The sequence below is a fragment of the Variovorax paradoxus genome (genome assembly GCF_022009635.1).
Classification (GTDB): domain Bacteria; phylum Pseudomonadota; class Gammaproteobacteria; order Burkholderiales; family Burkholderiaceae_C; genus Variovorax.
The window spans coordinates 6,611,103-6,631,767 of sequence record NZ_CP091716.1 but is presented as its reverse complement, the minus strand read 5'-3'; the positions used below and the strand labels follow the sequence as shown (position 1 = coordinate 6,631,767).

The 20,665-nt window shown below is 64.5% G+C and carries 24 protein-coding genes; 20 read left to right on the top strand and 4 right to left on the bottom strand.

Annotation, left to right across the window (positions count from 1 at the left end):
• Positions 1–2: 2 nt before the first annotated feature.
• Positions 3–749, bottom strand: coding sequence for an SDR family oxidoreductase (locus L3V85_RS31090; protein ID WP_237676442.1), 747 nt, complete (start codon positions 747–749; stop codon positions 3–5).
• Between the two features lie 71 nt (positions 750–820).
• On the opposite strand from L3V85_RS31090, the gene L3V85_RS31085 reads away from it, so the two are divergent.
• Entirely contained in the window at positions 821–1,426 is a 606-nt protein-coding gene (locus tag L3V85_RS31085; protein ID WP_237676441.1) for a 2-hydroxychromene-2-carboxylate isomerase, read from the top strand.
• 52 nt (positions 1,427–1,478) lie between these two features.
• Positions 1,479–2,162 (top strand): dienelactone hydrolase family protein, encoded by a 684-nt coding sequence (locus L3V85_RS31080; RefSeq protein ID WP_237676440.1) that lies wholly within the window; start codon positions 1,479–1,481, stop codon positions 2,160–2,162.
• A 44-nt stretch (positions 2,163–2,206) separates the two neighbouring features.
• On the opposite strand, the gene L3V85_RS31075 is transcribed toward L3V85_RS31080, so the two are convergent.
• The gene (locus L3V85_RS31075; RefSeq protein ID WP_237676439.1) at positions 2,207–3,115 is read right to left on the bottom strand and encodes a LysR family transcriptional regulator; all 909 of its coding nucleotides are present in this window, start codon (positions 3,113–3,115) and stop codon (positions 2,207–2,209) included.
• A gap of 117 nt (positions 3,116–3,232) precedes the next feature.
• On the opposite strand from L3V85_RS31075, the gene L3V85_RS31070 reads away from it, so the two are divergent.
• Both L3V85_RS31070 and L3V85_RS31065 read left to right on the top strand, forming a co-directional pair.
• On the top strand, positions 3,233–3,559 hold the full coding sequence (locus L3V85_RS31070; protein WP_237676438.1) for an alpha/beta hydrolase: 327 nt from the start codon (positions 3,233–3,235) through the stop codon (positions 3,557–3,559).
• A gap of 219 nt (positions 3,560–3,778) precedes the next feature.
• The gene (locus tag L3V85_RS31065; RefSeq protein ID WP_237680691.1) at positions 3,779–4,147 is read left to right on the top strand and encodes a DUF4148 domain-containing protein; all 369 of its coding nucleotides are present in this window, start codon (positions 3,779–3,781) and stop codon (positions 4,145–4,147) included.
• 87 nt (positions 4,148–4,234) lie between these two features.
• Here the strand turns inward: L3V85_RS31065 and L3V85_RS31060 are convergent, their stop codons facing one another.
• Together L3V85_RS31060 and hemB are read right to left on the bottom strand one after the other, a co-directional pair.
• On the bottom strand, positions 4,235–5,401 hold the full coding sequence (locus L3V85_RS31060; protein WP_237676437.1) for a magnesium transporter CorA family protein: 1,167 nt from the start codon (positions 5,399–5,401) through the stop codon (positions 4,235–4,237).
• A 19-nt stretch (positions 5,402–5,420) separates the two neighbouring features.
• Positions 5,421–6,407, bottom strand: a complete 987-nt coding sequence (gene hemB / locus L3V85_RS31055) for a porphobilinogen synthase (RefSeq protein WP_237680690.1) — start codon at positions 6,405–6,407, stop codon at positions 5,421–5,423.
• Positions 6,408–6,774: 367 nt separating this feature from the next.
• Here hemB and L3V85_RS31050 point away from each other — a divergent pair, with 367 nt between their 5' ends.
• The 16 genes from L3V85_RS31050 (at position 6,775) to rplB (ending at position 20,665) form a co-directional block, all read left to right on the top strand.
• Positions 6,775–7,203, top strand: coding sequence for a CopD family protein (locus L3V85_RS31050; RefSeq protein ID WP_237676436.1), 429 nt, complete (start codon positions 6,775–6,777; stop codon positions 7,201–7,203).
• A gap of 11 nt (positions 7,204–7,214) precedes the next feature.
• Positions 7,215–8,372 (top strand): VanZ family protein, encoded by a 1,158-nt coding sequence (locus L3V85_RS31045; protein ID WP_237676435.1) that lies wholly within the window; start codon positions 7,215–7,217, stop codon positions 8,370–8,372.
• A 9-nt stretch (positions 8,373–8,381) separates the two neighbouring features.
• Positions 8,382–8,735 carry a (2Fe-2S) ferredoxin domain-containing protein gene (locus tag L3V85_RS31040; RefSeq protein WP_237676434.1) on the top strand — a complete coding sequence of 118 codons (354 nt, stop codon included), beginning with the start codon at positions 8,382–8,384 and terminating at the stop codon, positions 8,733–8,735.
• A gap of 36 nt (positions 8,736–8,771) precedes the next feature.
• Positions 8,772–9,404, top strand: a complete 633-nt coding sequence (locus L3V85_RS31035; RefSeq protein ID WP_237676433.1) for an alpha/beta hydrolase — start codon at positions 8,772–8,774, stop codon at positions 9,402–9,404.
• 40 nt (positions 9,405–9,444) lie between these two features.
• Entirely contained in the window at positions 9,445–10,614 is a 1,170-nt protein-coding gene (locus tag L3V85_RS31030; RefSeq protein WP_237676432.1) for a D-alanyl-D-alanine carboxypeptidase family protein, read from the top strand.
• A 207-nt stretch (positions 10,615–10,821) separates the two neighbouring features.
• Positions 10,822–11,199 (top strand): 30S ribosomal protein S12, encoded by a 378-nt coding sequence (rpsL, locus tag L3V85_RS31025; RefSeq protein ID WP_013543948.1) that lies wholly within the window; start codon positions 10,822–10,824, stop codon positions 11,197–11,199.
• 153 nt (positions 11,200–11,352) lie between these two features.
• Complete coding sequence (gene rpsG, locus L3V85_RS31020; protein WP_007829591.1) at positions 11,353–11,826, top strand: 30S ribosomal protein S7; 474 nt, start codon at positions 11,353–11,355, stop codon at positions 11,824–11,826.
• A gap of 96 nt (positions 11,827–11,922) precedes the next feature.
• Entirely contained in the window at positions 11,923–14,022 is a 2,100-nt protein-coding gene (fusA, locus tag L3V85_RS31015) for an elongation factor G (protein ID WP_237676431.1), read from the top strand.
• Between the two features lie 142 nt (positions 14,023–14,164).
• Positions 14,165–15,358, top strand: coding sequence for an elongation factor Tu (tuf, locus tag L3V85_RS31010; RefSeq protein WP_012745744.1), 1,194 nt, complete (start codon positions 14,165–14,167; stop codon positions 15,356–15,358).
• A 21-nt stretch (positions 15,359–15,379) separates the two neighbouring features.
• Positions 15,380–15,694, top strand: coding sequence for a 30S ribosomal protein S10 (gene rpsJ / locus L3V85_RS31005; protein WP_007838118.1), 315 nt, complete (start codon positions 15,380–15,382; stop codon positions 15,692–15,694).
• A 146-nt stretch (positions 15,695–15,840) separates the two neighbouring features.
• The gene (locus L3V85_RS31000) at positions 15,841–17,445 is read left to right on the top strand and encodes a hypothetical protein (RefSeq protein WP_237676430.1); all 1,605 of its coding nucleotides are present in this window, start codon (positions 15,841–15,843) and stop codon (positions 17,443–17,445) included.
• 11 nt (positions 17,446–17,456) lie between these two features.
• Entirely contained in the window at positions 17,457–17,981 is a 525-nt protein-coding gene (locus L3V85_RS30995; protein ID WP_237676429.1) for a hypothetical protein, read from the top strand.
• A 224-nt stretch (positions 17,982–18,205) separates the two neighbouring features.
• A complete protein-coding gene (gene rplC, locus L3V85_RS30990) occupies positions 18,206–18,886 on the top strand; it encodes a 50S ribosomal protein L3 (protein ID WP_081266124.1) in 681 nt (226 codons plus the stop codon).
• Positions 18,886–19,506, top strand: coding sequence for a 50S ribosomal protein L4 (gene rplD, locus L3V85_RS30985; protein WP_081266125.1), 621 nt, complete (start codon positions 18,886–18,888; stop codon positions 19,504–19,506). Before rplC ends, rplD begins: the two co-directional genes overlap by 1 nt.
• Positions 19,503–19,838 (top strand): 50S ribosomal protein L23, encoded by a 336-nt coding sequence (gene rplW / locus L3V85_RS30980; RefSeq protein ID WP_007838129.1) that lies wholly within the window; start codon positions 19,503–19,505, stop codon positions 19,836–19,838. The genes rplD and rplW overlap by 4 nt, the downstream gene beginning before the upstream one ends.
• A gap of 2 nt (positions 19,839–19,840) precedes the next feature.
• Complete coding sequence (gene rplB, locus L3V85_RS30975) at positions 19,841–20,665, top strand: 50S ribosomal protein L2 (RefSeq protein ID WP_007838130.1); 825 nt, start codon at positions 19,841–19,843, stop codon at positions 20,663–20,665.

The window sequence follows — 20,665 nt, the reverse complement described above, 5'->3', positions numbered from 1 at the left end:
GCTCAGCGGCCTCCGGTGACGTCGAGCAGTGCCATGGTGGTGTAGCTGGCCTCGGCCGAGAGCAGCCACAGGATGGCGCCGGCGATCTCGTCGGCGGTGCCGGCGCGCTTCATCGGCACCTGCGGGCCGAGCGCTGCGGCGCGGTCGGGCAGGCCGCCGGAGGCGTGGATCTCGGTGTCGATCACGCCGGGGCGCACCGCGTTCACGCGGATGCCTTCGTCCGCCACTTCCTTGGCCAGCCCGATGGTGAAGGTGTCGATGGCGCCCTTGCTCGCGGCGTAGTCGATGTACTGCCCCGGCGAGCCCAGCCGCGAGGCGCCGCTGGAAACATTGACGATGGCGCCGCCCGCGCCGCCGTGCTTCGTGCTCATGCGGCGCACGGCCTCGCGCGCGCAGAGGAAGCTGCCGATGACGTTGATGCGGAACATGCGCTCGAGCCGCGCCACGCTCATTTCGTCGACGCGCGCAGGCACGTCGACGATGCCCGCGTTGTTGACCAGCGCGGTGAGGCGGCCGAGTTTGGCGTCGACCTTCTCGAACATGGCGAGCACCTGGGCCTCGTCGCCCACGTCGGCCTGCACCGACATGGCCGTGCCGCCGCCCGCGCGAATGCCGCGCACCACTTCGTCGGCGGCCAGCGAGTTGCTGGCGTAGTTGACGGCGACCGCGTAGCCGCGCTTCGCGGCGAGCAGGGCGGTGGCGGCGCCGATGCCGCGTCCGCCGCCCGTGATCAAGAGCACCTGGTCCAAAACCTACCTCCTGCAGAGAAACTGCGTGTCAGTTAAAACCGTCGGCTGATTACATCACCGGGGGCATGCGAATGAGCACGAGCAAGACGATCGACTATTACTTTCCTCCGCAGAGCCCGTGGACGTATCTGGGGCATTCCCGCTTCGCGGCGATTGCCAAGGCAGCCGGCGCCGCGGTGCGCGTGCGGCCTATCGACATGGGCAGTGTTTTCCCGGTGTCGGGCGGGCTGCCGCTGGGCAAGCGCGCACCGCAGCGCCAGGCCTACCGGCTGGTCGACCTGGCGCGCTTCTCGCGCCACCTCGGACTGCCGCTGAACCCGAAGCCGAAGTTCTTTCCGGTGGCTGGGGACGACGCGGCGCGGCTGATCATCGCGGTCGACCTGCACGACGGCACCGATGCCGCGATGCGCATGTGCGCGGCCGTGTTCGAGGCGGTGTGGGTGCAGGAGCGGAACATCGGCGATCCGAACGTGCTCGAAGCGCTGGTCGTCGAGTGCGGCCTGCCGGCCAAGCGTGCCGAGCAGTCGCAGAGCCAGGCGGTGCAGGAGCGCTACGAGGCATACACGCAGGAAGCCATCGACACGCAGGTGTTCGGCGCGCCGAGCTATGTCATCGATGGCGAAATATTCTGGGGGCAAGATCGCCTGGACTTCGTCGAACGGGCGTTGCGCGCGTAGCCCGGCGCCCACTCATTCATTCATTCGATTCACCATCTAGGAGTACCAGCACATGGGCCAATTCATCGATCTCACCGCCAAGGACGGCTTCACCTTCCCCGCCTACGTGGCCGAGCCCGCGGGCAAGCCGCGCGGCGCGGTGGTCGTGGTGCAGGAAATCTTCGGCGTGAACTCGCACATCCGCTCGGTGGCCGACGGCTATGCGGCCGAGGGCTACCTGGCCGTGGCGCCGGCAACCTTCCACCGCGTGAAGCAGGGCGTGGAACTGGGCTATTCGGACGACGACATGAAGAACGGCTTCGGCCTGAAGACGGCGGTCGAGGCACTGCCGGCGCCCGGCGTTCTGCTGGACATCGAGGCATCGATCGCCTATGCGTCGAAGGCGGGCAAGGTCGGCATCGTCGGCTACTGCTGGGGCGGCCTGCTGGTGTGGCGCGCCGCCGCGCTGCTGCCGGGCCTGTCGGCCGCGGCGCCGTACTACGGCGGCGGCATGACCACGCCGGAGGAAACCGCCCGCCAGCCCAAGGTGCCGGTGCTCGCGCACTTCGGCAACCAGGACCACTGGATTCCGCTGGACACCATCGAGACCTTCAAGAAGGCGCACCCGGAAGTGGAGGTGCACGTGTACCCGGTCGGCCACGGCTTCAACTGCGACCAGCGCGGCTCGTACGACGCGGACGCCGCCAAGCTGGCACGCGAGCGCACGCTGGCGTTCTTTGCCAAGCACCTCGGCTGAGCGGTTTCCGCGCTGAATGAAAAAACCCGGCGCTGCCGGGTTTTTCAATGGCTCTTGCGCGGCGTGCTGCCGGGCCCGACGCGGGTCTGCAGGAAGTCGAGCAGCGCGCGCAGCGCGGCGCTGTTGTGGCGCCGCTGCAGGTAGGCGGCCGAGAGCCACATGTCCTTGCGGGCGTAGCCCTGCAGCACCGGCACCAGTTCGCCCTGGTCCAGGTGCGACTGCACCAGGATCGACGGCAGGTAGATCACACCGAAGCCGTGCATGGCCACGCGGATCAGCGGCGCGCCTTCGGTGCAGTCCATGCGGCTTTTCACCGGCACGTCGAGCGGCGTGCCGTTGTCGTCGAAGCGCCAGACCGGCTGCTGGCCCAGCAGCGAGAACGTCAGGGCATCGTGGCTGGCGAGGTCGCGCGGATGCTCGGGCTTGCCGTGCTTCTTCCAGTAGACCGGCGAGGCGCAGACCACCATGTTCATGAGCCGCAGCTTGCGCACGATGAGGTTGGCGTCTTCCACGGGGCCGCTGCGCAGCTCGACGTCGATGCCTTCCTCGGCCAGGTCGACGGTGCGGTTGGTCAGCTGCAGGCTGATCGTCACGTCGGGGTAGTAGCGCATGAAGTCGGCCAGCAGGTTCGGGAATTCGCCGCTGCCCATGCCGTGCGGCGCCGAGATGCGCAGCCGCCCGCCGGGCTGGCTGGCGCGGTCCTGCAGCTCCGACTGGGTGAGCTCGACCATCTCGAGCATCGGGGTGCTGCGGTCGAGCAGCAGCTGGCCGGCGTCGGTGAGGCTCACGGAGCGGGTGGAGCGGTTGAGAAGACGCACGCCGAAGCGGGTTTCCAGCTCCGCCACATACTTGCTGACGGTGGCTTTCGACATGTCGAGCCTCTTGGCTGCCTGGGAAAAGCTGCCGTGGGAGGCGACTTCCCGGAAGGTTCTGATCAGATCGAGACTGTCCATGTGAATGAGCCCATTGTTTCCGTTTTGGGAACGCGATGGTTCGATTCTCCCGGGTTTTTCCTAACCAGATTGGGCGACACTTCGGTTACATGCCGCCGCTTGCCCCAAGGAACTGACATGAAGACCTCGAACATCATCGCCGCCGCAGCCCTTTCGATGCTGGCCGCCGCCGGTGTGCGGGCCCAGGGCTATGCGCCGGTTCAGCCGCTCCAGGCCGTGACCAGCCGGGCCGACGTGGTGGCGGGGGCGGACGCCGCGGCGCGTGCCGGCAACATATATGGAGACGTGGTGGCGGAGCCCCTGACTTCGCGGCCCAGCGTGCGCGACCGGGCATCGGTTCGCGCCGAGGCCGTGGCCACGGCCCATGCGCCGAACCAGAACCTGGACCGCCGCGCCTTCTTCAACAGCGAGGTGCCCCCGCAGCGCGGCACCGGGCGTCCGTAGCCCGGCAAAGCGGTATTTCGCGACAGGCCGGCCTGGTGCGAACCGGGCCGGCTTTTTTACTTGCATGCCTTCATGTCGCCATTGTTTCAATAGAGGAAACACGGTGTCTCTGATCGGCGCGTTTCGGCCATGCGTTTCGCCCCGAAACTCGCTGCACAGGCAAGCGACCATGCAAGCCTGGTGGACAAACGGTCCAACGAACATCCAGGAGAAATGAATATGAAGACCTCGCAAATCCTCGCAGTTGCCGCCCTGACCCTGTTCGCCGCCGCCGGCGCGCAAGCAGAAACCTACGAAGGCGTGAACACCGCCGTCTCGACCAAGAGCCGTGCCGAAGTGAACGCCGAAGCCGTGCGCACCGCATCGGCTCCGAACCAGAACGTGACCCGCGGTTCGCGCGGCCCGGAAACGGTCGCCGTGTCGAAGGACCGTTCGATCGTCCAGGCAGAAGCCGTTCGCACCGCCTACGCTCCCGACCAGAACGTGACCGGCGGCTCGCGCGTCAACAGCAAGGTCATTTCGACCATGCAACACCCGATGGACGCTCGCGTTCAAGCCCAGCAAGGTTCGGGCGCCGTCGCCAAGTAATCGAAGCGGCCCTTCCGGGGCTGCCGAAATCGAAAAGGGCCACGCGAAAGCGTGGCCCTTTTTCGTTGGCGGGACGGATTCGGCGTGTCAGCGCGTGCGGGCCAGATAGCGCTTGCGCCAGAAGATCACGACCAGCAGAACGGCGATGACCAGCATCGAGGTCATCGCGATCCAGAAACCGTCGGCCTTGTGTACCAGCGGGATGAACTCGAAGTTCATGCCGAAGATGCCCGCGATCAGGTTCAGCGGCAGGAAAACGGCGGTCAGCACCGTCAGCACCCGCATGATGTCGTTGGCCCGGTGGCCCTGGACGCTGAAGTGCATCTGCACGGCGGTCTCGGCGTTCTGCTCGAGCCGGTGCACGTGGTGCACCACCCGCTCGATGTGCTCGAGCACGTCGCGGCTGCGGATCATGATGAGTTCGCGCTCGCGCTGCTCCGCCTCGCCCTTGGGCACGGGCAGGGTCTCGAGCGAGTCGATCCAGTCCTGCATGGCGGCGCGCTGGTCTTCGCAGATCTCGTCCAGATGGTGCAGCGACTGGCGTGCCTCCATCAGCGCGCTCCAGTTGGTGAAGCGGCTGCGCGGATCGATCAGTTCCGTCTGCCAGTGGTCGAGCTGCTTGGTGAGCTCGCGCCGCAGATCCAGGTAGCCGTCGACGATCTGGTTGATCACGCGCAGCATCAGGTCCGAGGGGCTTGCCGGCAACCGGGCCGAGGTGGCGCGCACATCGAGCGCCGGAGCGCCCCGGTCGTCGGGCGAGGCGGCGGCCAGCAGCCGGGCGGCGAAGGCGTCGCGCACCGCGCCGTCTTCCGGGTGCACGGACAGCAGCACGCGGTCGAACACGGCGAAGCCGACCGGCCGGGTGTCGACCCGGCGCAGCACGGGCGGGCCGCCGCGGGGCGTTGGCGGGGTGGGGACAGGGGGCGCTTCGTTCCCGTTGCCCTTGCCGTTGCCCAGCGCCGCCTGGCCCTGGCCGTTGGCCAGGCGCCGGAACACCAGCACGTCGTACTTCGAGGTGTAGTCGTAGTGCGAGGGCAACTGCTCGTTGAGCAGGTCGGCCACGTGCAGGTCGACCAGTTGCGTCAGGCAGAGGGTCTGCAGGATCTGCTGGACTTCGGCCAGCGAGGCCTTGAATTCCTCGCGCGTGAGCGAGATCCAGAGATAGCCGCCGGCGCCGCACGCGCCCGGCACGGCCAGCGGCGCCAGCGCCGCGTGTTCGCTGACCCGCGAACGGTTGATTTCGAAAATGCGCATGCCCGGTGCCGGCGGGCCGTTACTTCTTCAGGAGGCGCGCGGCATCGAGCGCGAAGTACGTGAGCACGCCGTCGGCGCCGGCGCGCTTGAAGGCCAGCAGGCTTTCGAGCACCACGGCGTCGTGGTCGAGCCAGCCGTTCTGGGCGGCCGCCTTGAGCATGGCGTATTCGCCGCTCACCTGGTAGGCGAAGGTGGGCACGCGGAACTCGTCCTTCACGCAGCGCACGATGTCGAGGTAAGGCATGCCGGGCTTCACCATCACCATGTCGGCGCCTTCGGCGATGTCGAGCGCCACTTCGCGCAGGGCTTCGTCGCTGTTGCCGGGGTCCATCTGGTAGACCTTCTTGTTGCTCTTGCCGAGCGTCGCGGCCGAGCCGACGGCGTCGCGGAAGGGGCCGTAGAAGGCGCTGGCGTACTTGGCGCTGTAGGCCATGATGCGCGTATGGATGTCGCCGCGGGCTTCGAGCGCCTGGCGGACGGCGCCGATGCGGCCGTCCATCATGTCGCTGGGGGCTACGATGTCCACGCCGGCTTGCGATTGTGTGAGCGCCTGCTTCACCAGGATTTCGACGGTTTCCTCGTTGAGGATGTAGCCGGTGTCGTCGAGCAGGCCGTCCTGGCCGTGGCTGGTGTAGGGGTCGAGGGCGACGTCGGTCATCACGCCCAGTTCCGGGAAGCGCGCCTTGAGGGCGGCGACCACCCGGGGAATCAGCCCGTCGGGGTTGAAGGCCTCGCGGCCGTCGGGCGTCTTGAGGCTGGCGTCGATCACCGGGAACAGCGCCATCACCGGAATGCCGGCTTCGACGCATTGCTCGGCCACCGGCAGCAGCAGGTCGAGGCTCAGGCGGTCCACGCCGGGCATCGACGGCACCGCCTCGCGCTGCTTCTCGCCTTCCTGCACGAAGACCGGATAGATCAGGTCATTGACCGTCAGTGCATGTTCGCGCACCAGGTTGCGGGTGAATGCGTCGCGGCGCAGGCGTCGCGGACGGCCGGCGGGGAACATGGCCAAAGGTAAATTTGATGACGTCATATACCCAAAATTGTGCCTGAAGCAACAATTCTCAGTGCCGGCGTTGCGGCGGGCAGTTGTCTGACAACTACGGTAAATCGTAGGCCTAAGGTTCTCAATTTTTTGGTTTAAATGTCAAAGAAAGTGCCTCAGTCGCTTGAAACCTTGTTTCGTCTTTGTTAAATTCTGAAGCGGGCGGCTTGCCGCTCCCCGCTTTTCCTCCCTGAGCGGGTGCCTTGATGTGTGACAGCAAAAGGGCTTCCCAGCCCGACGTGAAGACGTCGGGCTTTTTTTTGCCCGGAGACCTTTCACGGAGCCTGTTTCAGAGGGGCCGAAGAGGGGGCGCCACTAAACTGCCGCCATGCTCTGGGTCAAATCTCTCCACATCGTTTTCATTGCAAGCTGGTTCGCCGGATTGTTCTATCTGCCGCGGATATTTGTTAATTTGGCCATGGTGCCGCCCGAATCGAAGGCTGAACGCGACCGGCTTTTGCTGATGGCCCGCAAACTCTTGCGATTCACGACTTTCCTGGCAGTTCCCGCGCTCGGCTTCGGCCTGTGGCTCTGGCTGGGCTATGGGATCGGGCGAGGCCCCGGCAACGGCTGGATGCATGCCAAGCTGGCCCTGGTGGTGGTGGCCATCGGCTATCACCACGGGTGCGGCGTGCTGCTGCGCCGCTTCGTGGCGGGCGAGAACCGGCGCAGCGACCGCTGGTTCCGCTGGTTCAACGAGCTGCCGGTGCTGCTGCTGCTGGGCATCGTGATCCTGGTGGTGGTCAAGCCGTTCTGACGCTGGCAGGCATGGTGGCCACGGTGGAGAAGCCGCACAAGTCCGCCGCGTTCCCCCTGGCGCTCGCCTATGCGGCGCTGATCGTCTACGCCAGCCTGTACCCGTTCGCCGACTGGCGCGACCAGGGCATCGTCCCGTGGGCCTACCTGTGGGCGCCCTGGCCCAAGTACTGGACGGGCTTCGACTTCGCGATCAACGTGGTGGGCTATGTGCCCTTCGGGTTCCTGTGCGCGCTGGCGGTGCTTCGCACGCGCCGCAGCGCCAGCGCATGGCGGGTGGTGTTGCGTGCCACGGTGGCTGGCGCGGCCATCGCCTTTTCCATGGAGACGCTGCAGAGTTATTTGCCGGTGCGCATTCCCTCGAATGTGGATCTGGCGCTGAACACGACCGGCACGATCATCGGCGCGGTGCTGGCTGCGGGGCTGGAACGACTCGGGGCCATTGCGCACTGGAGCCGCGCGCGGTCGCAGTGGTTCGTCGAAGAATCCCGTGGCGCACTGGTGCTGCTGGCGCTGTGGCCGTTTGCGCTGCTGTTCCCGGCGGCCGTGACCTTCGGGCTCGGACAGGTGTTCGAGCGGCTGGAGGTCGCGATCTCCGAGTGGCTGCTCGACACGCCTTTCATCGACTGGCTGCCGCTGCGCCAGTTCGAGCTCGAGCCGCTGGTGCCCGCCGTGGAGCTGCTGTGCGTGATGCTCGGGGCGCTGGTGCCGTGCCTGCTGGGCTATCTGGTGGCGCGCTCCGTGGTGCAGCGGGCGATCATGCTGCCGCTGATCCTGCTGGTGGGCGTGGCGGCTTCGGCGTTGTCGGCGGCCCTGAGCTACGGCCCGGCGCATGCTTGGGCGTGGCTTGATCTGCCAGTGCAGGTCGGCATGGCTGCGGCGCTCTTTGCCGGCATCCTGCTTCTGCTGGCGCCGCGCCGCCTGTGCGCGGCCCTGCTGCTGATGGGGCTGGTGCTGCAGCTGAGCCTGCTGAATCAAGCGCCCGAGAGCGCGTATTTTGCCCAGACCCTGGCCACATGGGAGCAGGGGCGTTTCATTCGCTTCCATGGACTGGCCCAGTGGCTGGGTTGGGTATGGCCCTTCGCCGTGCTGGCCTATGTGGTAGCGGCGCTGTCGCGGCGAGGGCGCGGCAGCGGCGATGGCGGCCCGGCCGCAGGGGGCGGTCACTAAAATCGTCGGATGCCCAGCTCTTCAACCGCCGCGCCGTCCGGCTATTACGGCCGCCACATCTTCTTCTGCCTCAACGAGCGCAAGAACGGCGAGGACTCCTGTGCCTTGCACAACGCGCAGGAAGGTTTCGACCGGTGCAAGGCCAAGGTCAAGGAGGCGGGGCTTTCCGGGCCCGGCAAGGTGCGCGTCAACAAGGCCGGCTGCCTCGACCGCTGCGCGGGCGGGCCGGTCGCGGTGGTGTATCCGGAGGCCATCTGGTACACCTTCGTCGACGGCGACGACATCGACGAGATCGTCGAATCCCATCTGAAGAACGGCGAAGTCGTCGAGCGGCTGCTGCTTCCGCCCGACATCGGGCGCTGAACTTTCCGCCGACCCCTTTGCTCGTACCTTGCGCCAATGAATTCCCAGACAGAAAAGATCACCCTCCAGGGCGCCGCCGGCCGCATCGAAGTGCAGCGCGACCAGCCCGCTGAAGCGCCGCGCGGCGTTGCCGTCATCGCCCATCCCCATCCGCTGTTCAGCGGCACCATGGACAACAAGGTGGTGCAGACGCTGGCGCGGGCTTTCGTCGCCAGCGGCTGGACCTCGGTGCGCTTCAATTTCCGCGGCGTGGGCGCCAGCGAAGGCGTGCATGACGAGGGGCGCGGCGAGCTGGAGGACATGCTGAATGTCGTCGGCCAACTGGCGCCCGAAGGGCCGTTGGCGATTGCCGGGTTCTCGTTCGGGGCCTTTGTCGCGAGTGGCGCCGTCTCCAGGCTGTGGGGCGAGCGCGACGTGCGGCAGATCGTGCTGGTCGGCACCGCCGCCGCGCGCAATGTCGTGGCTCCGTTGCCGGTCGAGGCGCGCGAGCGCGCGCTGGTCATTCACGGCGAGGCCGACGACACCGTGGCCTTGTCCGCCGTGATGGATTGGGCGCGGCCGCAGTCACTTCCTGTCACAGTCATCCCCGGGGGCGGCCATTTCTTTCACGGACAATTGCCGCTGCTCAAAAGTCTCGTTGCCCGCCATCTCCGCGCGGGCGCTGCGTGAAGGCCTTGCAGGCCTGTTTTCGTCTCTTCCCAAACTCCCGATGAATCGTTTCCTTGGTGCGCTCCGCGCGCTGGTCATTACCGCTGCCGCATCCATCAGTTTCATTGCCGCCGCCCAAGTGCCGGCGCCTCCCGAAATTGCCGCCCGCAGCTACCTGCTGCTCGACGTGACCGCGAACCAGATCCTGGCGCAGAAGGACATCGACAGCCCCGTCGAGCCGGCCTCGCTGACCAAGCTGATGACTGCGTACGTGGTGTTCGACGCGCTGCGCACCAAGAAGATCTCGCTGACGCAGACGCTGCCCGTCAGCCAGCGTGCCTGGAAGATGCCCGGTTCGCGCATGTTCATCGACCCCAAGATGCAGGTGCCGGTGGAAGACCTGATCAAGGGCCTGATCGTGCAGTCGGGCAACGACGCCACGGTGGCGCTGGCCGAAGGCGTGGGCGGCACCGTCGAGCACTTCGTCGAAATGATGAACGCCCAGGCCAAGGTGCTGGGCATGAAGAACACCACCTACAAGAATCCCGAAGGCCTGACGACGCCCGGCCATACCACCACGGCCCGCGACCTGAGCATCCTGGCGACCCGCCTGGTGCGCGACTTCCCCGAGGAAGCCAAGTACTACGCCATCAAGAAGTACCGCTATCCGGGCACGCCGTCGACCAATGACACCAACCGCAACATGCTGCTGTTCCGCGATCCCACCGTCGACGGCCTGAAGACCGGCCATACCGATGCTGCGGGCTACTGCATGATCGCCACCGCCAAGCGCGACTTCCCCAACCTGACCGGCGGCCGCCGTCTGCTGTCGATCGTTCTGGGCGCCACGAGCGAGACCGTTCGCGCCAACGAATCGCAGAAGCTACTGAACTGGGGCTACACGGCCTACGACGCCGTCCGCCTGTTCGACGCCGGCCAGCCGGCCGCCACCCCCGCCGTCTGGAAGGGCAAGGACAACACCCTGAAGCTGGGGCGTCCGGAGGCCATCGTGGTGGCGGTGCCGGCAGGCAGTGCCAGCAAGATCAAGACGCAGGTGTCGCGGCCCGATCCGCTGGTGGCGCCTTTCACCAAATTCCAGCAGGTCGGCTCGCTCAAGGTGACGCTGGACGAGCAGCCCGTGGCCGACGTGCCGCTGGTGGCCCTGGAAGCGGTCGAGCAGGCCGGTGTCTTCGGTCGCGCCTGGGACGCCGTGCGGCTCTGGATCAAGTAAGTCGCATATGTAAAAGAGGGGCAAGACAGGGCTGCCGGCGGGGTGTCCGGGGCGTCTGACCTTGCCGTTTCAAGCTCGTTTGCTATACTCGTGGGCTTTTCGGAATTTTCCGAAGGGTTTCACGTTTTCGTTATTCCCGGTCTCCTTGTGTCACGAACAGGGGCGGTTTCACAGCCAGGGCCGGGTCGTTTTGGGACTAATTCATTCATGCCAACCATCAATCAACTGGTGCGTCAGGGTCGAACGGTCGAGAAGATCAATTCGAAGAGCCCTGCCATGCAGAACTCGCCGCAACGTCGCGGTGTCTGCACCCGCGTCTACACCACGACGCCCAAGAAGCCCAACTCGGCGCTTCGTAAAGTTGCCAAGGTCCGTCTGACCAATGGCTTCGAAGTCATCTCCTACATCGGCGGCGAAGGCCACAACCTGCAGGAACACAGCGTCGTGCTGGTTCGCGGCGGTCGTGTCAAGGACTTGCCCGGTGTGCGTTACCACATCGTGCGCGGTTCGCTGGACCTGCAAGGCGTGAAAGACCGCAAGCAGTCGCGTTCCAAGTACGGCGCGAAGCGTCCCAAGAAGGCTTAAGCCTTCTGGTTGTCGAAAGACAAGAAACGGTGTTCGGTTGCCTTGGCTGGCACATCGAACGAAGTGACCCAATGTCGGGTCGAGTAAGTGAGAGTTCCAGCTGGCTCTCGCGGTACCGGAAACGGTGCCAACTGAAGCAAAGAGGTTAAGAAAATGCCACGTCGTCGCGAAGTCCCCAAACGTGAAATCCTGCCGGATCCCAAGTACGGCAATGTCGAGCTGTCGAAATTCATGAACGTGATCATGGAAGGCGGCAAGAAGGCTGTTGCCGAGCGCATCATCTACGGTGCACTCGACTTCATCGAAAAGAAGAACCCGGACAAGGACCCCCTCGAAGCGTTCACCGTTGCCATCAACAACGTGAAGCCGATGGTCGAAGTGAAGTCGCGCCGCGTCGGCGGTGCGAACTATCAAGTGCCGGTCGAAGTCCGTCCCGTCCGTCGCCTCGCCCTGTCGATGCGCTGGATCAAGGAAGCCGCCCGCAAGCGCGGTGAGAAGTCGATGGCCCTGCGTCTGGCCAACGAACTGATGGAAGCCACGGAAGGCCGTGGCGGTGCCATGAAGAAGCGCGACGAAGTGCACCGCATGGCAGAAGCCAACCGGGCGTTCAGCCACTTCCGCTTCTAAAAATCAAACTTCGCTTGGGCGTTGGGTGTCGGGTTTCGGGCGTTGTGCCCGTGCCCGGGGCCCAGCGCTCAACGCATTTCAACCCGAAAGTAAATCATGTCCCGCAAGACCCCCATCGAGCGCTACCGCAACATCGGCATCTCCGCGCACATCGACGCTGGCAAGACCACGACGACCGAACGTATCCTGTTCTACACCGGTGTGAACCACAAGATCGGTGAAGTGCACGACGGTGCCGCCACGATGGACTGGATGGAGCAAGAGCAAGAGCGCGGTATCACGATCACGTCCGCTGCCACTACCTGCTTCTGGAAGGGCATGGCTGGCAAGTTCGACGAACACCGCATCAACATCATCGACACCCCCGGCCACGTGGACTTCACCATTGAAGTCGAGCGCTCGATGCGCGTGCTGGACGGCGCCGTCATGGTGTACGACGCCGTCGGCGGCGTGCAGCCCCAGTCGGAAACCGTCTGGCGCCAGGCCAACAAGTACAAGGTGCCCCGTCTCGCGTTCGTCAACAAGATGGACCGTACCGGCGCCGACTTCCTGCGCGTTCGCCAGATGATGATCGACCGCCTGAAGGCCAACCCCGTCGTGATCCAGATCCCGATCGGTGCAGAAGAGCACTTCCAGGGCATCGTCGACCTCGTGAAGATGAAGGCGATCATCTGGGACGAAGACAAGGGCGTGACCTTCCAGTACGGCGACATCCCGGCCAACCTGACCGATGTCTGCAACGAATACCGTGAAAAGCTCGTCGAAGCGGCTGCCGAAGCCAGCGAAGAGCTGATGAACAAGTACCTCGAAGGCGGCGAGCTGAGCGAGGAAGAAATCAAGAAGGCCATCCGTCAGCGCACCATCGCCGGCGAAATCCAGCCGATGCTGTGCGGCTCGGCCTTCAAGAACAAGGGCGTGCAGGCCATGCTCGACGCCGTCGTCGAATACATGCCGTCGCCGCTGGACATCCCGCCGGTGGCCGGCCTGGACGAAGACGAAGCGCCTGTCGTGCGCAAGGCTGACGACAACGAGAAATTCTCGGCTCTGGCATTCAAGCTGATGACCGACCCGTTCGTGGGTCAGCTGACCTTCGTGCGCGTCTACTCGGGCGTGCTGACCAAGGGCGACAGCGTCTACAACCCGGTGCGCGGCAAGAAGGAACGTATCGGCCGTATCGTGCAGATGCACGCCAACAACCGCGAAGAAGTGAATGAAATCCGCGCCGGCGACATCGCCGCCTGCGTGGGCTTGAAGGAAGTGACCACGGGCGAAACCCTGTGCGACCCGACGGCCGTCGTGACCCTCGAGCGCATGGTGTTCCCGGAATCGGTGATCTCGCAGGCCGTCGAGCCGAAGACCAAGGCCGACCAGGAAAAGATGGGCATCGCCCTGCAACGCCTGGCTCAGGAAGATCCTTCGTTCCGCGTGAAGACCGACGAAGAATCGGGCCAGACCATCATCGCCGGCATGGGCGAGCTCCACCTTGAAATCATCGTGGACCGCATGAAGCGCGAATTCGGCGTGGAAGCCAACGTGGGCAAGCCGCAAGTGGCCTACCGCGAAACGATCCGCAAGACCGTCGAAGAAGCCGAAGGCAAGTTCGTTCGCCAGTCGGGCGGCAAGGGCCAGTACGGTCACGTGATCCTGAAGCTCGAGCCGCAGGAAGCCGGCAAGGGCTTCGAGTTCGTCGACGCCATCAAGGGCGGCGTGGTTCCTCGCGAGTACATCCCCGCGGTGGAAAAGGGCGTTGTCGAAGCGCTGACGCAAGGCGTGCTGGCGGGCTACCCCGTCGTGGACGTCAAGGTCACGCTGCACTTCGGTTCGTACCACGACGTGGACTCGAACGAAATGGCGTTCAAGATGGCCGCGATCTTCGGCTTCAAGGAAGGTGCCCGCAAGGCCAACCCCGTGATCCTCGAGCCGATGATGGCCGTGGAAGTCGAGACGCCCGAAGACTACGCCGGCAACGTGATGGGCGACCTGTCGTCCCGCCGCGGCATGGTGCAGGGCATGGACGACATGGTCGGTGGCGGCAAGGCCATCAAGGCAGAAGTGCCGCTGTCGGAAATGTTCGGCTACTCGACCACGCTGCGCTCGATGTCGCAAGGCCGTGCCACGTACACGATGGAGTTCAAGCACTACGCTGAAGCTCCGCGCAACGTCGCCGAAGCCATCGTGGCCGCTCGCGCCAAGTAAGTTTTCAAGAATGCGGGGCCGCGCAGTGCGCGGCCCTCGTTGTCTGCGATCCGGTGCCGCCGCGTTCCCGTGCGAGGCGAACCAGCAATCGGGTGCAGACATAAAACCAATACACGGGAACTGCTCTTTCAAGGATTGAAAAATGGCAAAAGGTAAATTTACCCGCACCAAGCCTCACGTCAACGTGGGCACGATCGGTCACGTCGACCACGGCAAGACCACGCTGACGGCTGCGATCGCCACGGTGCTGTCGGCCAAGTTCGGCGGCGAAGCCAAGGCCTACGACCAGATCGACGCTGCACCTGAAGAAAAGGCACGCGGCATCACGATCAACACCGCGCACGTCGAGTACGAAACGGCCAACCGCCACTACGCACACGTCGACTGCCCCGGCCACGCCGACTACGTGAAGAACATGATCACCGGCGCTGCCCAGATGGACGGCGCCATTCTGGTGTGCTCGGCCGCTGACGGCCCGATGCCCCAGACCCGTGAACACATCCTGCTGGCTCGCCAGGTGGGCGTGGGCTACATCATCGTTTTCCTGAACAAGTGCGACATGGTCGACGACGCCGAGCTGCTCGAGCTCGTCGAAATGGAAGTGCGCGAGCTGCTCGACAAGTACGAGTTCCCTGGCGACGACACCCCCATCATCCACGGCTCGGCCAAGCTCGCCCTGGAAGGCGACAAGGGCAAGCTGGGCGAAGAAGCCATCATGAAGCTGGCCGAAGCGCTGGACACGTACATCCCGACGCCCGAGCGCGCCGTGGACGGCACGTTCCTGATGCCCGTGGAAGACGTGTTCTCGATCTCGGGTCGCGGCACCGTGGTGACCGGCGCCGTCGAGCGCGGCGTGATCAAGGTCGGTGAAGAAATCGAAATCGTGGGCATCCGCCCGACGGTCAAGACCACCTGCACCGGCGTGGAAATGTTCCGCAAGCTGCTGGACCAAGGTCAAGCCGGCGACAACGTGGGCGTGCTGCTGCGCGGCACGAAGCGCGAAGAAGTCGAACGCGGCCAAGTGCTGTGCAAGCCCGGCTCGATCAAGCCGCACACGCACTTCACCGCCGAGGTGTACGTCCTGTCGAAGGACGAGGGCGGCCGTCACACGCCGTTCTTCAACAACTACCGCCCGCAGTTCTACTTCCGCACGACGGACGTGACCGGTGCGATCGAGCTGCCCAAGGACAAGGAAATGGTCATGCCCGGCGACAACGTCAGCATCACCGTCAAGCTGATCAACCCGATCGCGATGGAAGAAGGCCTGCGCTTCGCCATCCGTGAAGGCGGTCGCACCGTGGGTTCGGGCGTCGTGGCCAAGATCCTCGACATCTAAGACGGACGCAAAGGAATCACCATGGCAACCAAGCAAAAAATCCGCATCCGCCTGAAGGCGTTCGACTACAAGCTGATCGACCAATCGGCAGCCGAAATCGTTGACACCGCCAAGCGCACCGGCGCGATCGTCAAGGGTCCCGTGCCCCTGCCGACCCGCATGAAGCGTTTCGACATCCTGCGTTCGCCGCACGTCAACAAGACGTCGCGCGACCAGCTGGAAATCCGTACGCACCAGCGCCTGATGGACATCGTCGACCCGACCGACAAGACCGTGGACGCGCTGATGAAGCTCGACCTGCCGGCCGGCGTGGACGTCGAAATCAAGCTGCAGTAAGAAAAACACGACACGCGTCGCGTTTTAGCAAGGCCCGCCCGCAGAAATGCCGGCGGGCTTTGTGCTTTTTTGCCCAGATATGGCATCCTCGCGCGGCGGCAACTCCGGCGTATCGACCGGGGGCTGAAACGAGGGCAGCACCAGCTATGAACCACAGGTTCTCTTTTGCGTTTGCGTCGTCGGCATGCATTGCCGCTGCATTGCTGGCCGGCTGTGGCGGCGGTGGCGGGGGAGGGGGTGGTGGAGGCGTGTTGCCCTTCGTGCTGCCGGTGAGCGCGGCGCCGGTTACGCTGACAGGCACAGCCACTTATGAATCGGTGCCGAATCCGAGCGGCAACCTGGTGTACGCATCCACGTCGGTCAAGCCCATACGAGGGGCGTCTTTGGAGGTGGTCGATGCTGCTTCTTCCGCGCAGCTCGCTGTCGCCACCACCGACGACAACGGCGCCTATTCAGTGAGCGTTCCGGCGAATGCGACCGTGATCGTGCGCGTGAGGGCCCAGCTGACCCGCGCTGCGCCCGGCGCAGCCTGGGATGTCAGCGTGCGCGACAACACCCAGGGCAACGCCTTGTATTCGATGCAGACGGCGGCGTTCTCGTCGGGCACCGCGGCTTTGACGCGCGACCTTCGGGCATCGACCGGCTGGGACGGGTCCAGATATGCCTCGCCGCGCGTGGCGGCGCCTTTCGCAATCCTCGACACGGTCTACACGGCGATGCAGAAGGTGCTGTCGGTTGCCCCCGCCACGAATTTCCCGTCGTTGCGCGTGTACTGGAGTCCCAACAATGCGCCGTCGCCCGGCAATCCGGCATTGGGGCAGATCACCACCACCTATTTCGTCAGCAAGAGCACCGGCCGCGAGATCTACGTGCTGGGCAAGGAGAACGTCGACACCGACGAGTTCGATTCGCCGGTGATCGCGCATGAATGGGGGCACTACTACCAGTCGTCCTTCAGCCGCGATGACTCGCCGGGCGGAGAGCACTCGGGCGGCGACCGTGTCGATCGTCGGTTGGCGTTCTCCGAGGGTTGGGGCAACGCCTGGTCGGGCATTGCGCTGGGTCGGAGCACCTACGTGGACTCCCGTGGTCCGGGCCAGGTGACCGACTCCATACTGGTCGATCTCAAGGCCGGCCCGTCGACCAACCCCGGCTGGTACCGCGAGGTTTCGATCCAGTCCGTCCTCTGGAATCTGAACCAGCAGGTCGGGTTCAAGCCGATCAACGACACGATGACGAGCTTCCAGTTCCGCAGCGCGACGCCCGTCACCTCGATCCACCTGTTCGCTTCGGTGCTCGACACAGTCGCGCCCGGGAGCGCGCCGGCGCTGAAAGCCCTGCTCATGGGGCAAGGCATCACGTCCACCGATGCCTACGGCGTCGGCGAAACGAGCGATGACAGCGCGGCCGCCATGCCGGTCCCTGATGTGCTGCCGCTGTACTCCCCCGTGACGGTCGGCGTCCTGTCCCCCAACATTGCATGCATTTCCAATGTGGCCGGCACCGTCAACAAGCTCGGCAATATTTCTTATCTCGGCTTCCATGCACCCGCGAGCCGCGACTACACGATCCAGCTCAGCGGAGGAAGCGGCGTGCCAAACTTCGATCTCTTCAAGGGCGGATTGATCGCAAGAACCAGTAACAAGGTCAGCCTGGGCGCAGGCGACTATGTTCTCGCGGTTCGGGATGACGCCCCGGTGTCCGGCGCGAACAACCTGCCGCCAAGGTGTTTCTCCGTTCTCGTTCAATAGGAAGGCTTGCCATGAACATCCGCATCCATTCGACGATGGCGCTGGCATGGCTCGCGCTGGCAACGATGTCGGCGCCGGCTTTGGCCGATGGCACGCCGGCCCCCCGCGGCGCCGGACAGGTGGCTGTCCAGCCTCTTGTCGCAGCATCCAGGAAGTCCAACGACTCAGGCGTCGCGCTGCAATACCAGTTTTCCGCGAATCCCCAGGTGGGCAAGCCGACGGTCATCACCCTGCAGTTCGACGGCGTCACGAGTCCCGACGGCGCGACCGTGCGCCTGAGCCCGGACGCCGGACTGACGTTGTCGGGCAGCAACACGTTGGCCCTGCCCCCGGGCGCGCGCTCCAGCGCCACCGTCACGGTGGTGAGTAATCGCGAGGGCCTTGCCTATCTGAATGTCTTCATCGCGCAGGGCAACGCGCGCAGCGCCGTCTCCATCCCGGTGCAAACCGGTCCGGACGCGCCCTCCATGAAGCCCACGGGTGAAATTAAGGCTGCGCCCGGCGGCGAAAAGATCATCTCGTTGCCTGCCAAATAGGCAGAAGATCCGAGCTTCGGTCCCGGAAACAAGGGCCTGAGCGGCCACTTGCATGGCCCGCGCATGGCGGGCTATAATCGCTGGCTCTGCCCTTGTTGCGTCCGCAAGGCGTCATGCGGGCAGAGATTTATCAACCTTCTTCCGTAGCCGGAGAAATCTGGCAAACGCTGTTGCCAATTGAAGTGGCAGTGGCGGAAGAGGATTTCCATTTTTGGAGAAAACATATGAGTCTGAGCAACTCCCTCGGGTTGCTGGGCCGCAAGGTGGGGATGATGCGTCTCTTCACCGATGACGGGGATGCAGTTCCTGTCACGGTGGTGGATGTGTCCAACAACCGTGTGACCCAGATCAAGTCCCAAGAGACCGATGGCTACGTCGCCCTGCAAGTGACGTTCGGTTCGCGCAAAGCATCGCGCGTGACCAAGCCCGAAGCCGGCCACCTCGCCAAGGCGGGTGTCGAAGCAGGCGAAATCATCCAGGAATTCCGCGTTACCGCAGATACCGCAGGTCAGCACAAGGCTGGCGGCGTGATCGCCGTGAACAGCGTTTTCACCGTGGGCCAGAAGGTGGACGTGCAAGGCACCTCCATCGGCAAGGGCTACGCTGGCACGATCAAGCGTCACAACATGAGCTCGCAACGCGCGTCGCACGGTAACAGCCGTTCGCACAACGTTCCCGGCTCGATCGGTATGGCACAAGACCCCGGTCGCGTGTTCCCCGGCAAGCGCATGACGGGCCACCTCGGCGACGTCACCCGCACGACGCAAAACCTCGACGTGTTCCGCATCGACGAAGCACGCCAACTGCTGCTCATCAAGGGCGCGATCCCGGGTTCGAAGGGTGGCTTCGTCACCGTGCGTCCCGCCATCAAGGCCAAGCCGCAAGCGGCTGAAGGAGCGAAGTAATGCAACTCGAACTCCTGAACGAACAAGGCCAGGCCGCGTCGAAGTACGACGCTCCCGAGACCGTGTTCGGCCGTGACTACAACGAAGACCTGGTCCACCAGATCGTCGTTGCATTCCAGGCCAACGCCCGTCAAGGCACGCGCGCCCAGAAGGACCGCGAACAGGTCAAGCACTCGACCAAGAAGCCTTTCAAGCAAAAGGGAACGGGCCGCGCCCGTGCCGGTATGACGTCCTCGCCGCTGTGGCGCGGGGGTGGTCGTATCTTCCCGAACATGCCCGACGAAAACTTCTCGCAGAAGATCAACAAGAAGATGTACCGCGCCGGCATGGCCTCCATCTTCTCGCAACTCGCTCGCGAAGGCCGTCTGGCCGTGGTCGATTCGATCAAGGTCGACTCGCCCAAGACCAAGCCGCTGGCTGCCCGTTTCAAGGCGATGAATCTCGAGTCCGTGCTCGTGATCGCCGAAGAAGTCGACGAAAACCTGTACCTTGCCTCGCGCAATCTGGTGAACGTTCTCGTGGTCGAACCCCGTTACGCCGATCCGGTGTCGCTGGTTCACTACAAGAAGGTGCTGGTCACCAAGGGTGCCGTCGACAAGCTCAAGGAGATGTTCGCATGAGCCGCGTGAACCCTACCGCCGCTGAACGTACGTTCGAAGAAGGCCGCCTGATGGCGGTGCTGGTCGCCCCGATCGTGTCCGAAAAGGCCACGATGGTCGGCGAGAAGTCGAACGCTGTCACTTTCAAGGTGCTGCAAGACGCCACCAAGCCCGAGATCAAGGCCGCTGTCGAACTGATGTTCAAGGTCGAAGTCCAGGGCGTGTCGGTGCTCAACACCAAGGGCAAGACCAAGCGCTTTGGCAAGTCCATCGGCCGCCGCGACAACGTGCGCAAGGCCTATGTGACCCTGAAGCCGGGTCAAGAGCTCAACCTCGTCGGGGAAGGCGCTTAATCATGGCCGTCATCAAGATGAAACCCACTTCGCCGGGCCAACGCGGCGCGGTGAAGATCTCGCGTGACCACCTGTTCAAGGGTGCTCCTCACGCTCCCCTGCTGGAACCCCAGTTCCAGAAGGCCGGCCGTAACAACAACGGTCACATCACGATCCGTCATCGTGGCGGCGGTGCCAAGCACCACTACCGCGTTGTCGACTTCGTGCGCAACAAGGACGGCATCCCGGCCAAGGTCGAACGCATCGAATACGACCCGAACCGCACCGCCCACATCGCGCTGGTCTGCTACGCCGACGGCGAGCGCCGCTACATCATCGCCCCGCGCGGTCTGGAAGCCGGTGCAACGCTGCTGTCGGGCGCCGAAGCGCCGATCCGCGCCGGCAACACCCTGCCGATCCGCAACATCCCGGTCGGCTCGACGATCCACTGCATCGAACTGCAACCCGGCAAGGGCGCGCAGATCGCTCGTTCGGCCGGTACGTCGGCCACGCTGCTGGCCCGCGAAGGCGTCTACGCCCAGGTCCGCATGCGTTCGGGCGAAGTTCGCCGCATTCACATCGAATGCCGCGCGACCATCGGTGAAGTTGCCAACGAAGAGCACAGCCTGCGCCAACTCGGCAAGGCCGGTGTGAAGCGTCACATGGGTATTCGCCCGACCGTTCGCGGCGTGGTGATGAACCCGGTCGACCACCCGCACGGTGGTGGCGAAGGCAAGACTGGCGAAGGCCGCCATCCTGTCGACCCATGGGGCAACCTGACCAAGGGCTATCGCACCCGTAACAACAAGCGCACGCAGGTCTTCATCGTGTCGCGTCGCAAGAAGTAA

Coding starts and splice junctions, on each gene's coding strand:
- L3V85_RS31085 (WP_237676441.1), top strand. CDS start 821: ATGAGCACGAGCAAGACGATCGACTATTACTTTCCTCCGCAGAGCCCG.
- L3V85_RS31080 (WP_237676440.1), top strand. CDS start 1,479: ATGGGCCAATTCATCGATCTCACCGCCAAGGACGGCTTCACCTTCCCC.
- L3V85_RS31075 (WP_237676439.1), bottom strand. CDS start 3,115: ATGGACAGTCTCGATCTGATCAGAACCTTCCGGGAAGTCGCCTCCCAC.
- L3V85_RS31070 (WP_237676438.1), top strand. CDS start 3,233: ATGAAGACCTCGAACATCATCGCCGCCGCAGCCCTTTCGATGCTGGCC.
- L3V85_RS31065 (WP_237680691.1), top strand. CDS start 3,779: ATGAAGACCTCGCAAATCCTCGCAGTTGCCGCCCTGACCCTGTTCGCC.
- L3V85_RS31060 (WP_237676437.1), bottom strand. CDS start 5,401: ATGCGCATTTTCGAAATCAACCGTTCGCGGGTCAGCGAACACGCGGCG.
- hemB (WP_237680690.1), bottom strand. CDS start 6,407: ATGTTCCCCGCCGGCCGTCCGCGACGCCTGCGCCGCGACGCATTCACC.
- L3V85_RS31050 (WP_237676436.1), top strand. CDS start 6,775: ATGCTCTGGGTCAAATCTCTCCACATCGTTTTCATTGCAAGCTGGTTC.
- L3V85_RS31045 (WP_237676435.1), top strand. CDS start 7,215: ATGGTGGCCACGGTGGAGAAGCCGCACAAGTCCGCCGCGTTCCCCCTG.
- L3V85_RS31040 (WP_237676434.1), top strand. CDS start 8,382: ATGCCCAGCTCTTCAACCGCCGCGCCGTCCGGCTATTACGGCCGCCAC.
- L3V85_RS31035 (WP_237676433.1), top strand. CDS start 8,772: ATGAATTCCCAGACAGAAAAGATCACCCTCCAGGGCGCCGCCGGCCGC.
- L3V85_RS31030 (WP_237676432.1), top strand. CDS start 9,445: ATGAATCGTTTCCTTGGTGCGCTCCGCGCGCTGGTCATTACCGCTGCC.
- rpsL (WP_013543948.1), top strand. CDS start 10,822: ATGCCAACCATCAATCAACTGGTGCGTCAGGGTCGAACGGTCGAGAAG.
- rpsG (WP_007829591.1), top strand. CDS start 11,353: ATGCCACGTCGTCGCGAAGTCCCCAAACGTGAAATCCTGCCGGATCCC.
- fusA (WP_237676431.1), top strand. CDS start 11,923: ATGTCCCGCAAGACCCCCATCGAGCGCTACCGCAACATCGGCATCTCC.
- tuf (WP_012745744.1), top strand. CDS start 14,165: ATGGCAAAAGGTAAATTTACCCGCACCAAGCCTCACGTCAACGTGGGC.
- rpsJ (WP_007838118.1), top strand. CDS start 15,380: ATGGCAACCAAGCAAAAAATCCGCATCCGCCTGAAGGCGTTCGACTAC.
- L3V85_RS31000 (WP_237676430.1), top strand. CDS start 15,841: ATGAACCACAGGTTCTCTTTTGCGTTTGCGTCGTCGGCATGCATTGCC.
- L3V85_RS30995 (WP_237676429.1), top strand. CDS start 17,457: ATGAACATCCGCATCCATTCGACGATGGCGCTGGCATGGCTCGCGCTG.
- rplC (WP_081266124.1), top strand. CDS start 18,206: ATGAGTCTGAGCAACTCCCTCGGGTTGCTGGGCCGCAAGGTGGGGATG.
- rplD (WP_081266125.1), top strand. CDS start 18,886: ATGCAACTCGAACTCCTGAACGAACAAGGCCAGGCCGCGTCGAAGTAC.
- rplW (WP_007838129.1), top strand. CDS start 19,503: ATGAGCCGCGTGAACCCTACCGCCGCTGAACGTACGTTCGAAGAAGGC.
- rplB (WP_007838130.1), top strand. CDS start 19,841: ATGGCCGTCATCAAGATGAAACCCACTTCGCCGGGCCAACGCGGCGCG.